This window comes from Enterobacter quasiroggenkampii, from assembly GCF_043972695.1.
GTDB classification, from domain to species: Bacteria; Pseudomonadota; Gammaproteobacteria; order Enterobacterales; family Enterobacteriaceae; genus Enterobacter; species Enterobacter quasiroggenkampii.
Window position 1 is genome coordinate 2,849,344 of sequence record NZ_CP143745.1, and the last position, 13,643, is coordinate 2,862,986.

General features: G+C 44.7%; 17 protein-coding genes. 16 read left to right on the plus strand and 1 reads right to left on the minus strand.

Going from position 1 to position 13,643, the window contains the following annotated elements; translation table 11 throughout:
• Nucleotides 1-147 precede the first annotated feature (147 nt).
• Nucleotides 148-909, minus strand: coding sequence for a hypothetical protein (locus V1572_RS13665; RefSeq protein WP_395299228.1), 762 nt, complete (start codon nt 907-909; stop codon nt 148-150).
• Nucleotides 910-1,507: 598 nt separating this feature from the next.
• On the opposite strand from V1572_RS13665, the gene V1572_RS13670 reads away from it, so the two are divergent.
• The 16 genes from V1572_RS13670 (at nt 1,508) to V1572_RS13745 (ending at nt 13,642) form a co-directional block, all read left to right on the plus strand.
• Nucleotides 1,508-2,527, plus strand: a complete 1,020-nt coding sequence (locus tag V1572_RS13670; protein ID WP_395299229.1) for a hypothetical protein — start codon at nt 1,508-1,510, stop codon at nt 2,525-2,527.
• A 1-nt stretch (nt 2,528) separates the two neighbouring features.
• A complete protein-coding gene (locus V1572_RS13675; protein ID WP_395299230.1) occupies nt 2,529-3,140 on the plus strand; it encodes an NADAR family protein in 612 nt (203 codons plus the stop codon).
• Nucleotides 3,141-3,324: 184 nt separating this feature from the next.
• Entirely contained in the window at nt 3,325-3,660 is a 336-nt protein-coding gene (locus V1572_RS13680) for a hypothetical protein (RefSeq protein WP_395299231.1), read from the plus strand.
• Between the two features lie 82 nt (nt 3,661-3,742).
• Nucleotides 3,743-3,997 carry a hypothetical protein gene (locus V1572_RS13685; protein WP_395299232.1) on the plus strand — a complete coding sequence of 85 codons (255 nt, stop codon included), beginning with the start codon at nt 3,743-3,745 and terminating at the stop codon, nt 3,995-3,997.
• A gap of 154 nt (nt 3,998-4,151) precedes the next feature.
• A complete protein-coding gene (locus V1572_RS13690; RefSeq protein ID WP_395299233.1) occupies nt 4,152-5,084 on the plus strand; it encodes a hypothetical protein in 933 nt (310 codons plus the stop codon).
• Nucleotides 5,074-5,823 (plus strand): HIRAN domain-containing protein, encoded by a 750-nt coding sequence (locus V1572_RS13695; RefSeq protein WP_395299234.1) that lies wholly within the window; start codon nt 5,074-5,076, stop codon nt 5,821-5,823. The genes V1572_RS13690 and V1572_RS13695 overlap by 11 nt, the downstream gene beginning before the upstream one ends.
• Before the next feature lie 78 nt (nt 5,824-5,901).
• Nucleotides 5,902-6,159, plus strand: coding sequence for a DNA polymerase III subunit theta (locus V1572_RS13700; protein ID WP_395299235.1), 258 nt, complete (start codon nt 5,902-5,904; stop codon nt 6,157-6,159).
• 659 nt (nt 6,160-6,818) lie between these two features.
• Nucleotides 6,819-7,130 (plus strand): Ref family recombination enhancement nuclease, encoded by a 312-nt coding sequence (locus tag V1572_RS13705; protein WP_333073503.1) that lies wholly within the window; start codon nt 6,819-6,821, stop codon nt 7,128-7,130.
• Nucleotides 7,127-7,726 (plus strand): hypothetical protein, encoded by a 600-nt coding sequence (locus tag V1572_RS13710; protein WP_395299236.1) that lies wholly within the window; start codon nt 7,127-7,129, stop codon nt 7,724-7,726. The genes V1572_RS13705 and V1572_RS13710 overlap by 4 nt, the downstream gene beginning before the upstream one ends.
• Nucleotides 7,727-8,102: 376 nt before the next feature.
• Nucleotides 8,103-8,645, plus strand: a complete 543-nt coding sequence (locus tag V1572_RS13715) for a hypothetical protein (protein ID WP_319853913.1) — start codon at nt 8,103-8,105, stop codon at nt 8,643-8,645.
• Complete coding sequence (locus V1572_RS13720; protein WP_333073509.1) at nt 8,645-9,796, plus strand: DGQHR domain-containing protein; 1,152 nt, start codon at nt 8,645-8,647, stop codon at nt 9,794-9,796. Before V1572_RS13715 ends, V1572_RS13720 begins: the two co-directional genes overlap by 1 nt.
• A gap of 130 nt (nt 9,797-9,926) precedes the next feature.
• A complete protein-coding gene (locus V1572_RS13725) occupies nt 9,927-10,298 on the plus strand; it encodes a hypothetical protein (protein ID WP_333073510.1) in 372 nt (123 codons plus the stop codon).
• A 33-nt stretch (nt 10,299-10,331) separates the two neighbouring features.
• The gene (locus V1572_RS13730; RefSeq protein ID WP_395299237.1) at nt 10,332-10,814 is read left to right on the plus strand and encodes a TIGR02594 family protein; all 483 of its coding nucleotides are present in this window, start codon (nt 10,332-10,334) and stop codon (nt 10,812-10,814) included.
• An 8-nt stretch (nt 10,815-10,822) separates the two neighbouring features.
• Nucleotides 10,823-11,011, plus strand: a complete 189-nt coding sequence (locus tag V1572_RS13735; RefSeq protein WP_333073516.1) for a hypothetical protein — start codon at nt 10,823-10,825, stop codon at nt 11,009-11,011.
• 212 nt (nt 11,012-11,223) lie between these two features.
• Nucleotides 11,224-11,790 carry a hypothetical protein gene (locus tag V1572_RS13740; protein ID WP_395299238.1) on the plus strand — a complete coding sequence of 189 codons (567 nt, stop codon included), beginning with the start codon at nt 11,224-11,226 and terminating at the stop codon, nt 11,788-11,790.
• A complete protein-coding gene (locus tag V1572_RS13745) occupies nt 11,777-13,642 on the plus strand; it encodes a phage terminase large subunit family protein (RefSeq protein WP_395299239.1) in 1,866 nt (621 codons plus the stop codon). Before V1572_RS13740 ends, V1572_RS13745 begins: the two co-directional genes overlap by 14 nt.
• Nucleotide 13,643: the final 1 nt, after the last annotated feature.

Consider the following 13,643-nt stretch of genomic DNA (forward strand, 5'->3'; position numbering starts at 1 on the left):
AAGATGCCAATGCAGCGGACAATGAAACCTCAGCCCAAACCGTACTCACCGCCTCGTGGCGGTGACTGGTTGGCCCATATACAGTTTAAAACGGTATAATGCTAGTGACTTATATCTGGCCTTATTAATATATAAGGCTAGCTACGATTAATTGTGCTTATCGAAACTTGGGCGATATTCTGTATCATCTCTTTCGGCGTGTTCTTCTTCGCGTATAACAGTATTCATTTTTATGCCTAAGCCAATACCCGGTGTGGGCTCCATTTTTAGTAATGAATATAAGCGATCCAGCTCTTTATTTAAATCTTCAACTTCTCCCATAAATCTACTCTCAGCGATTTTTTTACGTTCGATTTCATCAACAAGTTTTTGATTCCTATTATTTGATTCTTGTAAAAATGCACTAAGTTCGTTGTTTTTTTTGTTTAACTCAACTAGCTGAGCATTCATTTCGCCAACTCTTTCTTTTGAATTCACAATCTCTTCACGCATGTCTTGAATCTCTCTCTCAGCACCAGCAACGTGCCGCTCATAAGTCACATCACGTTTAGCTCGGTATTTTTCTAGGCTGATATCCGCAACTAATGCTTTTTTTGCTCTTATAGATAACAATACTGCTGTTCTTGATATTGGTCTCGATTGAAGATAAGTGATTTTTTCATTAATAATAGGGAGAATGTATGCCAAGCAAGCAGAAATTCCGAGGGGGATAACAAAGTTAAATGGGTAAACTGCATTTATATAAGCTATTCGGTTCTCCATCTTCAGTTCGCTAAACATCAAGACCGCGACTGGCTGCCAATTGAACGCAAGCCAGGTTAATACGAAAACTCCATAAAATGGACTTTTAATCCTTTCTGTTGATGTTTTTTTAACCGAAAGGTAGATTTCTTTTAGCGTTTCCCACATTTTTCATAATCCATTTGAAAACTCCTATTTTGTATCATGCATATTATTGTTGCAAGTCCCTTAAAAGCTTGATGTGCAAACAGTCTTCGATGCGTTCGGGTTTAAGCTATTCAATATGAGGCATTAACTTCACGTCGCATAACACCCACTCGAAAAAGACAGGCTAACGGAGAGCCGATGAGGCAGGGGCTCATGATCAGTGCGAAAAGTGAAGAACGTCTATTCGAGGTAAAGGGCAAGCGACTACCGCGGCAGGATGCTGCAATCATCCAGCACTTCTAAGATAAGTGGTGCGAGCATCCAAGTAAAAATGTCTGCCTGAACTAAGTGGATTTCTATTGAGACTCCTGCGAGATGTGCCATGCATCGTGCATTTTACATGTAGATCTACGGCTATAACGTCTGGGAAACAAGTTCGATTCGACAACTTTGGCTCTAGGTAAGGCTAGAGTCAATGAAATTTAACTTAAGGCTTGGTATAAAAATGTGATGCAATCTCTTTATTAAGTAAAAAACAGTTGTTAAAATCCTCAATATCTGAAATATATAGGAGAAATCTTAATGTTTTTACATTCTTAACTGAAATGAAAGGGATTATATGTTTTCTGACCTGTCGTCTGATGAAATCTTATATCAACAAATAGCTTCTTTACTAAGCGACTATAGACATATACCTAAAACGGGAATGGATGCGGCTCATGTAAAAAAATGGGTTATGCAGTTTGATGAATGTGATAGATCATTTATTTTAGAGCAAACAAGTTATTTGCTTTCTGTTGGATACCAAACTAAGGAAGCTTATAAAAGGCGTATAAGCCAAATCGCTCACAATCCAAACAACGAAAGATTTCATAAGCATTCTGGCTTTCTAAGTATTCAAAAAAAAGGCTCAAGCCAACGTGAGATAATCGATGATTTATACTCTGAAGTTGGTACAAAATTTAAAGTCATAACAAGGTTTTCTGCTTATGATGAGGTGCGCGCTTATAAATCTTTTGTTTATATTGATGATGTGTCGTTCTCAGGAGAGAAAGCAGTAAATGATTTGAAATGGCTTATTAACACCTACAATCTTAGGGATGTTAATATTCAGGTGTATCTTTTCACTGCACACACTCTTTCTATGTACTACATTAAAAATGTTATAGAAAATACTTATCACGATAGAAATATAACTATCGTTGTCGGTACATCTGGTGTGCGCACTGTTGAAAATCGTAAGTATTGTTCAAGTCAGTCGGGAGTATTTTGGCCAAGAGAATATAGTGTGAGTATCCCAGAGGAATTTAAAGACTGTGAATATTACAAGGGTATATTTAGAAATGGCTATACTCAAAATAATAGTTTTAGAGATGAACTTTCAAGAGACCGTTATGAATCTATCCTCACTAAAGTGGGATTCAATATATTATTGCATAGAAAAACCCCAAGTGATGTGCTCAAACCGCTAGGTTTTTCAACTTTTGATGGTTTAGGCTTTGGAGGGACTACATTTACATATCGAAACTGCCCGAATAATGCACCACTGGCATTTTGGTGGGGGGATTATGAACCAACAGGAACTACAGCATTGGACTGCTGGTATCCACTTATGAAACGTATTGGGTATAATGAGTAACATGAGCTACCGACTATATCCATCACTTAACACCGTTGCCTTCAGGAAAACCACTGAAAAATGGGGTGGACTTTCCAACATGGCTAAAGGTTACCCACTGTTAATCAATGGGTTGCCAATCCAATCGAGCGAAATCCTGTACCAAGCATGCCGGTACCCTGACTACCCTGAGATACAAAAGTCCATCATTACTCAAGGCAACCCCTTCGAAGCCAAGCAGACTGCCAGGTCGTTTGAAGCAAAGACCCGTTTAGGCTGGGAAAAGAATCGAGTTTCGATTATGAAGTGGTGCGTTTGCGTTAAGCTTTGCCAGAACTGGGAAACATTTTTCGCTCTTTTGGATAGCACTGGTGAACATGACATCGTTGAACACTCAGAGAAGGATCAATTTTGGGGGGCGAGTAAAGACTCCGAAGGGAACTTTTATGGCATGAACGTGTTAGGCCGTATCCTTATGGATGTTAGAGACGTTGCCAGAAAGAGGGGACCGACAGGGTTTGCTAGCATACCGCCGCTCTCCTTGGATAAGTTTCTTCTGCTCGGTGATCAAATTCGCGACGTCACTTTCACTCCACCACCAGTGGACACTGGGCATAGCTTATCGCTTTTTTAATATGGCTTTTTTTCCTGTCACTGTCGAGACTGATCGGCAAACCCGCTTCGGCGGGTTTTTTATTATGTCAAGAATGTAGCTGTAAAATCAGTACTCGGTGGTCTAGATCAAGTGACAGTGTGGAGTGACATACTAAGATAATTCTTACTACACGTCATCTTAGTAACATACCCCGAGGGATCAAATGAATATTGAAGTTTTACGCTATTTAGAAAGTGACGGTCGCGAACACGTTGAGGAAATGGTGGAACCGACTAAGTATGATAGTGAAGCAACTTTTGCAGTAATAAAGATTCTCATAGCGAATGATGGCAATGCAGATGCTCTGAGTGATAAGCAAAAATTCCATCTGAAAACTTTCGTAGAACCTTTAATCTACCGTGTTCCTTGCTCTGGTATCTATGGTGAAGATACCTGCACAGGCGATGGCTTTATTGACGATGAATCTCTGTTGATGAGCTATCAAGAGGACGATTTTATGTGTCAACACTGCCGGTATGATGCGGAAAATCAACATTAATTTTCTACCTTGGAAACCCCGTATCGACGGGGCTTCCTCTATTTACACGTAGAAGCTGTTCCAACCAATGCAGGAGGTTAGTATGCACGATTGTATTCTTGTTGAAGGAACTGGGCGCTGCAAACTAGTGAGGATTGAAGAAGGGAGGCAGGAGGTAACGATCGCCAATCCCGGTTCAGGTCACTACTTTGGATTTCGCGTGAGAGAGTATTCCATCGAGAAAGAGGGTCACTTAAAGGTTTATCTTATCGCAAGCGAAGATTTGCAAGATCAGGACGAAGTTGAAGAGCTTGTACGGGAATTTAATCCCTCGCCGATTGATTCTCATTCAGTGTGAGAAGTTCTACACGCCACGGCGGGTTTGCCCTTTTGTGTCATTTACCAAGTCATAGCTGTACATTTAAACAGTATGTGGTAAGGTCATTGTGCTTCATTTGTAGAAGTATCTCGGATATGCTCAAGCAACTACGTTGGTTGTGGAAAGGAAGCCTATGGAATATCCGATAATTGAGCTGAATGTAGTTCCTAAGGACCTCGAGTCGCTTGGCACAAAAGAAAAATTTTGGTTCAAATACTCACCAGATCCGCAAGCTGAAGCTTGGATGTTTAAATACTCGAAGGGCTCAACTGGCGAGCATTGGTCAGAAAAATGTACTTCAGAGTTATGCGATCTGCTTCAGATACCCCATGCCAGATATGACCTTGCTAAAGTCAATGGCCGATTCGGGGTGCTCACTAAGAATGTTATTCCTCATGGCTATCGTATGGTTATGGGGAATGAAGTTTTGCATACGAGAACTGCTGACTATCCGGTGCCTGAACCATCGCATGTTGCGGAACGAGTGGTGAGAGTTAGAGAACACACTGTCAGCCGTGTGCTTGGCTGTTTAGATCGTGAACACATACAACCTCCTGAAACAAGTTTCGATATTGATGGGTTGAATGCCGGTGATGTTTTTTGTGGGTATTTGATGCTTGATGCGCTGGTAAGCAATCAAGATCGCCATCATGAAAACTGGGCCATTATGCTCAATATTGAAACCCAAGAGTGTTTTTTATGTCCAACATACGATCATGCTGCAAGCCTAGGAAGAGAACTTCCAGAGGCTCAGTACATAGAGCGTCTCCATACGCGAGATCGCAACAGAACCGTTCCTGCATTTGTTGCAAAGGCTCGATCTGAGTTGTTTAAGTTGAAAACTGATACAAAAAGGCTTTTAACATTAGATGCATTCTTGTTGGCTTGTGATAAGCGGATACATGCTAAAAATCACTGGCTTTCAAGACTACAAGGAGTTAGTGATGACGATATTGCCAATATTTTCAACAAATTACCATTGGAGTGTGCAACACTAAATGCTAGGGCTTTTGCCACAGCAGTCGTCATTGAAAATAAGAAAAGGCTTCTGGAACATGTCTCATAACAAAAATGAATCTGTCTACGTAGCTTGGCAGTCTCCGGACAGCAGAGACTGGCATGTAATTGGAAACCTTCAGAAAAAAGGTTCGTGTTACTCCTTCAATTACACACGAGGTGTTGAAAATTTAGTAAAATTTACCCCATTTAGTGGAATGGAAGATCTATATAAAACATACATTTCTGAAGATCTTTTTCCGCTCTTCAAGAATAGACTTTTGTCTCCTAGGAGACCTGAATACCCATACTTCATCCAGTGGCTAGGCCTGAACAATGAAAGCGCAACACCACTCGAAATCCTTGGGCGTTCTGGTGGTCATCGAACAACTGATCAACTGCAGATGTTTAAACGCATCGAAGTGAATGATGATGGTAGCTTTGAACATGTATTTTTCTGTCATGGCTTGAGCTATCTTTCGCCTTCAGCACTTGATCGCGTTACATCGTCGCTAAAAATTGGTGAAGAGTTAAAGATGTGCCTTGATGTACAGAATAGCTACGATCCAAACGCAGTAGTTATTCGTGGCTCGAACCCCGCTGAGATCATCGGCTATTGTCCGCGGTACTTAGCTGAAGATATTCTGAATATGCTTAAGGACAATCCACGATCCGTTCAACTTTCGGTAGCTAATTTAAGCGAAGAAGCTCCAAGTAATTACAAGGTCATGTGCAAAATCTCTGGAACTTTAAGTCTCGAGGTTTCTTGTAATCTAATGAATAGAAAAGAATATCTGCATATCGCCTAACAAATGAACTAATCCTAAGACCCGCCTCGGCGGGTTTTTTGTTATATAATTTCCGTGGATTCATCTCCGAGTACCGAAATGTCAGACTTCAACATAGCAAATGAATCCATGGACGAACGCGACAAAGTAAACGTAGACATAGCTGCTTCGGACGTAGCGTTTAAAGAGCGCATGAACATGCCGGTTATCGCTGAACAGGTTGCGCGCGAGCAGCCAGAACACCTTCGCGAGTACTTCATGGAGCGCGTGCGGTTCTATCGCGAGAAATCCCAGGCTCTGCCAAAGGCCAGCGATCCGCAATACACCCAGATGGCTGAGCAGAACGCGAAGAAATGAACGCCTTTAAAACTGGCGGCGCGAGCAAAAGAAAATGTTCCCACCAACTCGCTGAGCGGATTTTTTTATCTTCGAAATAAAAGAATGAATAAAGTAAATCGCACAAATTCCTTAAATAACAAGCATATAACATTCTGAAGAGATTGTTTTTTATATGAATTAATAAGGTTTAATTCACGTGAATTATAATTTAAGTATTACTAATTAATCGTCTAAGCATTTTTAAATTACTCTGATGTCTCCAACGAATATGCACTGTAAAAATATACAGTGTGCTAGTTACCAACGGGAGATATTATGCACATTTCAGACGATGTGATACCCGACGCGGCTGGGCATACTGGCCCTATTTTAGTCTATCTCGAATGCGGCCGAATTAGCGGCGGATTTGTTTTGCGGCCAGACGAATTTGTAACATCACTGGCTGCGCTTGATGAAGCGCGACAGCACGCAGGGCTTACGCCGTGCTCTTTTAGCCATCCAGTAAGTGATTTATAATAATCACTGCGAGCCTGAACAACTCGCGACTGAGTAAGAACTGTGCCAGGGGACTTAACCATGGCACAAACTGAATCAACCAGCACACCTGCTAACCATCTCGCACCTGTTAACGCCGAGGCCCTGGCAACTCCAGAACAATGGAATGAAAGGGCGGCGGCATGAGCAGGAAAAGCACATACAAGACCAAAGCTGAAAATGAGCACCTGGCCCGCGTTGCCGCGCTGGGATGCATCGTCTGTAGAAACATCGGGCATGAAGATACTCCGGCTGAAATCCATCACTGCAGCAAAGGCACCGGCTTAGCCGTTCGTGCCGACAATTATCACGCAATCCCGCTTTGCGCCATTCACCACAGGCAGGGTGGATATGGCGTTGCAGTCCATGCCGGGCGGAAGTTCTGGGAAGAGAAATTCGGTACCGAGGCGGAGCTTCTGGCGCAGGTCAATGCAGAATTGGGAGTGCAGGAATGAACACACCGAAACAGCGTCGTTCCCATCAGTATGCACTTGAAGCTGCAGCAGCTGCACCACGCAAAAGCTACCTGGGCCGGTTTACGCCGCTCACCAGCATACAATCCGCATGGATAAAGTCTCTCCTTACCGTTTGGGGAGAAGGAATGCGCGGCAGCACGGCACCACGAAAACCCCGGGGGCAGGCATGCTGGCGTTTAAGTAAAAACCAGCGCTGGTCTGATGCTGCACTCGAGAAGTTCACAGCGGCGCTGAACCAGGCACGCCAAGAAGGTTTCCGGGGTCAGCATGCGATGAACCGGGCGCACGCTATCCTCTGGCCAGCGCCTGCAGTCAGCGTTATTGATGCGGCCCTGGAAAATGACGACGTGGAGTTTGTGGAGCACTGCGTGCTGGAGGCGTTCGACGGAAACGATCCGGTTTACGTGATTGGCCGGGATTATTACACCACCCGGAAGAAAATATCGGACCTGACCCGGGAACTGCAGCGAATTGCGCCATGGCTGAGCCCGGAAATGGCGCGCGAACGAGTAAAGTGGTGTCTGCAGATATTTAGAGCGAAGGTGTATTTGTCGGCGAAAAATCACTCAAAATGAGCGAATTGTGCTTATCGTCGACGAAAAAGTTGAATTCCACCCAAAAAGTCAGATAATCCATTTATGCTTGGCAGAGCTGCGCCGCAACGGCAGCGACGAAAAGCGAACAATTTGAACATAACGAGAACCTCGCCTGCGCGGGGTTTTTGCTTTCCGGCGATACGACAGGGGTATTCGCGAAAGATGCTTAGCATCAGTACCCCTGTCATATCGCCTGCAAACTTCTTCTGGGGCTTGCTCTACTGAACTTTCACTTTCATAAGGAACAGCTAACGTTTATTTCCATTCGAAAGTAAGCGTCTGTTTTATATCCCTTGACTTTAATGTTTTTTTTTGCGATTTTTCTCATTTAATGTTGATTTTTCATGGATGAGTTATGGTTAGTATTTATGATTCCATCGATAATGCGGTTGAGGACCTTGATGAAGTCGAGAGAAGGGAAATGTATCTCAATCAGTTACGAACTAACTTTCCTTTTCTCTTGTGCCCTCCTTTGTTTGTAAGAAGGCAAGACTTGCCACAATTACAATGGACTCGGGTTAAATATACCGATCATGCTGCACATGATTTTCCTGAGCAACAAGGCGTGTATTTATTCATGGTAAGTATTGAAGATGGTAATCTACCAAGTAATTCATATGTAATGTATGTTGGAAAGGCAGGTGACGTAACGTCTGGAAATACTATAGCAAGAAGATTTAGGAATTACGTCAATGAGTCAGGTTATGTAAACAGAATGAGTATCAGAAAAATGATCAAGCATTATCGAGATCATCTTTTCTATTATTATGCAACTATACCTGATGGCCAATCAACAGCACAAGTTGAACAGGCTTTAGCTGATATTTTTCTCCCTCCATGTTGTCATGTTGATTTTTCAGCAGAGGTCCGCTCATTACTAAGAGGGGTTCGGATATAATGTCTAAACGATTAGTGTTGCCTTGTTTAAGAGGTAAAATGGGCAGTTGGGATACATTCAGTTGCATGATGCGCTTGTCTGATGTATCTGAATTAATTGGATTTGCCCATGAATTACATCAAATTAAAAATTTATCTGATAAAATACAGAGGGATTTGATAGATGGTCGGGCAGATGAAATTGCGAATTATCTTTTAACTAATGAGGATAGATTTTTTAACTCTTTAGTCGTGGCAGTATATGATGGTGATCCTAACTGGCATGAAATTGGTAATATAAGACCTGAAACACATGAGGCTTCTCTTTTAGAGTTCCCAGACTATGCTGAGACTTGCATCGGTTTTCTCTCTATAACTAAAGAAGAGAGATTTTTTGCGCTCGATGGCCAGCATAGGCTTGCTGGTATTCAGGCTGCCATAAGTAAAAATGAAACCATCGGGGATGAATTAATTAGTGTAATAATTGTTGCACATAATAACTCACCAGATGGAAAGATAAAATCTAGGCGATTATTTACAACCTTAAACAAAAAGGCGAAATTGGTTAGCAAGGATACTATTATAGCTTTGGATGAGGATGATATTTCAGCTTGTATAACAAGGAAGTTAATCGAATCACCGTCATGTACTTTCTTTAATGAAAATAATGTGTCGTTTAGCTCGGGGCCTGTACGAGATAAAACAAGCATAACCTCTATCGTTAATATATATGACAACGTGCAGAAGCTGGTGTGTTGTAAGCTGGGAGTAAGTGTTTCTGATTTGGAAAAACTAAAGTATAGGGATCACGAATATCTTTTTGAATTTGTTCGTGAGGTATTCCTTTATACATTTACCCTCAGTGCGGAGTTAACTAGTGTTGTCCTCAATGCTAAAACTGCTGGTGAGTTCAGAAGCGTAGATAAAGGTGGTTACTTACTTTTTAGGCCTATTGGTTGGGATGTTTATATTGATACGATTATTGACGCTCTCAATTCAAAAGGCAACTCGGACGTTAAAAATTTAAAAGAAGTAATTGACAAAATACATAAGCATAATCTTAATCTCGATGGCAATATATTTGCAAATAGGATATGGTCAACTAAGTTTAAAAAAATCATGAAGCTTAGTGCAAGGAATATTAATATAATAAAACGTTCTTTGCTGTCCTGATATCATGAGATCCGGTTTTTTAACCGGATTTTTTATTTTACGTGTCTTTTTGTTCTAATTGACTGTTGGTATTATTCACGCAATCCCTCTGTTTATTTTCTTCTGTTTAATGTAAATAACTGGAAACCCTATGCCACACATAACTGCTTGGTGGGGGCCGATAATAGAAATATATCGCACTCACAAGACCTCGCTTGATATTTTTTTGCTGGTTATGCTTGGTGTCATCGTTCGAGTGTTTTATTGGGGTGGGCGTTTTCGAGAATGCTGTGGAGACATAATTATTGGTACAACTATTATGATTTTCACTGTAGTACATCTCCCTAATGTAACTGTCTCGATCCCGCACATTGGTTCTTTGACATTTGCCCATACTGAAATTTCTTTTGTTATAGGTATGTTGGGTTATAAGGGCGTTAAGGAAATCCTTTTCTTCGTAATGAAACACAGATTTGGAATTGACCTACGCGAACGAATAGCGCAGCGCAAAGACAACGTATAACCCGCTTCGGCGGGTTTTTTTATGGAGCAAAAAATGACATATGAATACAAATGGGTCGCAACAGCGCGCAAGTACATCGGCGAAGCTGAAGTGCATGGCCCGAAGCATAACCCCCTCATTCTGCAAATGTGGCGCGATATCAAACGCGGTGGGATTAAAGATGACGAAACGCCGTGGTGCGCTGCGTTCGTCGGGTCAGTGCTCGAGCAGAGCGGTATTCAGTCAACTCGTTTTGAGTCTGCTCGCTCATATCTCGAATGGGGTAACAAGCTGCAAGAACCTGCATACGGCTGCATTGCTGTATTAACGCGTGATGGCGGTGGCCATGTTGGATTTGTAGTCGGACAGAACGAAGCAGGGGACCTGATGATCCTCGGCGGTAATCAGTCAGATGCAGTCAATATCAAGGCGTTCTCGCGTCAACGCGTGGCGAGCTACCGCTGGCCGCGCGTCCTGTCCCCCGTTCCTCAGCCATTACCCGTCTTGAGTGCGGGACATTCCACATCAGAAGCATAAGGAACAACATGAAATCACTTCTCTTCGTGTGCGCCCTGGCGATGCTCGCCGGATGCACGCATACCACTTACACCGAAGCAACGCGCGCAGATGGTTCGACAGTGAAGCACATCGCTATCGCACCAGGAACGAAAGTGACCGGTCCCAACGGGACCTGCATTGATTCAACCGGGACCGCAACAACCTGCCCGATCTGAGCACTCAGGCGTCAAAACGGTCAAAAAAGCAACAGATAAGCCGTTTAGACGTCCACATGACCGAAAAAAGGGGGCGGACCGCGGTCCCACCCCCCCCCGGTCGCGGGTCCTTTCCAGAACCCGAAACACCGAGGGTCGGTAGACGCGCAAAAGCTCGCTCGTTTTGAGCATTTTTTCATTTTTGGCATTTCCGGTTCCGGTTGGGAGATTCAATGGCTACGCAAGCAGAGGTCGCGGCGCATTTGCTGCTGTCAGATCGCCGTCTTCGCGATTTGTCAAAACTGCCCGGAGCGCCTGTCCCACAAGGGAGGGGCGATTGGGATCTGGATGCCTGGCGACACTTTTATATTCATTACCTCCGGGGAAACCGGAAAGATTCCGCAGTCGGCGATGAACCGGAAACGGACGACAATTCGCCGGAAAAAAAACGCGAGCAATGGCTCAAAAACGAGGAGCGGCAGGAACGAATACTGACGCAGCGCGTGAAGCGTCGGATACTCGCAAAACGTTACGCTCCGATTGAATTAATCAGCGTCGCAGTATCACGCGTCGCTGTCGAACTACGCACTCGCGTCGAGTCCTGGCCACCACGGTTGAAAAAGGTCTGGCTCGATATGCCGCAAGAGGCAACCGATCTACTTAAACAGGAGCTGGCGATAGCACTCAATGAACTTGCAGACATACGAGTCGACTTCAGCGATTACGATGTCAGCGATATCGAACGCGATATTGAACGGGTTGAGTCCCTTACGCGTGACGATACCGATGACGGGTGTTGAGTGGGCGGATAAATATTTCTATTTGCCGGAAGGTTCAAGCCACATCGCCGGTCGCTGGAAGACACAACCTGTTCAGCTGGCGATGCTGAACATGATGACAAACGATGCGATCAAAATCGTGTCTATCCGTAAATCAGCACGCCTCGGCTATACAAAAGTAATGGTCGCTGCGCTGCTGTATTTTGCAGAGCATAAGAAGCGCAGCTCGGTCACATACCAGCCCGTAGATGAAGAGGCTCAGGGGTTCGTTTCTGATGAAATAGATCCGGCGATCAGTGAAATGCCGGTCATACAAAAGATATTCCCGGACTGGGACAGCAGCAACGAACGGAACAATATCAAACGAAAGGAAATGTCTGGCGCCATTCTGGATTTTCGCGGAGCAAATACCCCAGGGAATTTCCGTCGCCTGACAAAGCAGGTCGTCGCCGGTGATGAAGTCGACGGCTGGCCGCTTGAAGTCTCGAAGAAAGGAAAAGGCGAAGGGTCGCCGATTGAACTGGCCCTAGTGCGTATTAAGGGCGCGTCATACCCGAAGGCCATTTTCGGCTCGACTCCGACCGTCACGGGTAAAAGCCAGATTGAGATGCTTGAAGATGGCGCGGATCTGGTCTTCCGGTTTTACCTCCCTTGCCCCCATTGCGGCGGAGAGCAGGAGCTTAAATTCGGTTTTGAGGGCATCGAATACGGCCTCAAATGGGATGACAGCCAGCTGACGCGTGAAGCGAAAGGGCGTTCAGCGTATTACCAGTGCTGCCATTGCCCCGGACATTTTCATTACAGCGATCTGGAAAAAATGGAGCTGGCTGGTCGCTGGATGGCGGAAGACTGCACCTGGACGCGGGATGGCATTCACTTTTTTGATCATGACGGGGAGCCAGTACGCGCCCCGCAGCACGCTGCAATCGTTGTTAACGCACTTTATTCGCTCAATCTCGACGGATGGGGCGAAATCGTTGATGCCTGGCTTAAAGCGAAGGGCGACCCGCTAAAAGAGAAAGCGTTTTACAACACGGTGCTCGGCGAACTCTGGAATGAAGTCGCCAGCGAGCAGCTGGAGCATGACATTCTGCTGCAGCGCCGCGAAGTATACGCACATGAAGTTCCTGACGGTGTCGTGTTCATTACTGGCGGTATCGACTCGCAAAAATCGGGCCGGTATGAGTGCTACGTGTGGGGATGGGGAGCAGAGGAAGAATGCTGGCTAATCGATAAAACCATCGTTTTCGGTCGCTATGACGAAGAAGAAACCCTGCAGAGGGTCGACGGAGTGATACGTAAGCAGTATCAGCGCAGCGATGGAACGAAAATGGGGGTCAGCAGGTGGGCGTGGGATACGGGCGGCATCGATCCGCAGGTCGTTTATCACCGCTCAATCAGGCACGGGCCGCTTTGGGTAATACCCATCAAAGGGGCGAGCACGTATGGGCGCCCCGTCGTCGATATGCCGCGTTCTAAAAACGCAAACAAAGTCTTTTTGTCGCTTGTCGGTACTGATACTGCAAAAGACCTGCTGTATATGCGGTTCCCGCTTGTTCCTGACCCCAAAAACGGCACACCTGGTGCGATTCACTTTCCTGCAAATGATGAAATTTTCGGGGAAGTAGAGGCGAAGCAGCTCGTCAGCGAAGTCCTGATCCCAAAACTGATTAACGGTCGCGTCGTGTATCGCTGGAGCAATCAGGGCCGTCGAAATGAAGCGCTGGACTGCCTTGTTTACGCGCTGGCAGCGCTACGTATCAGCAAAATCCGCTTCCAGCTCAATCTTGAGCTGCTCGCAGAGCAGCAGAAAAAATCCAAATCAACCCCAACGATGACGCTCGAAGAGATGGCCAGAGCGCTGGGAGGTTAAC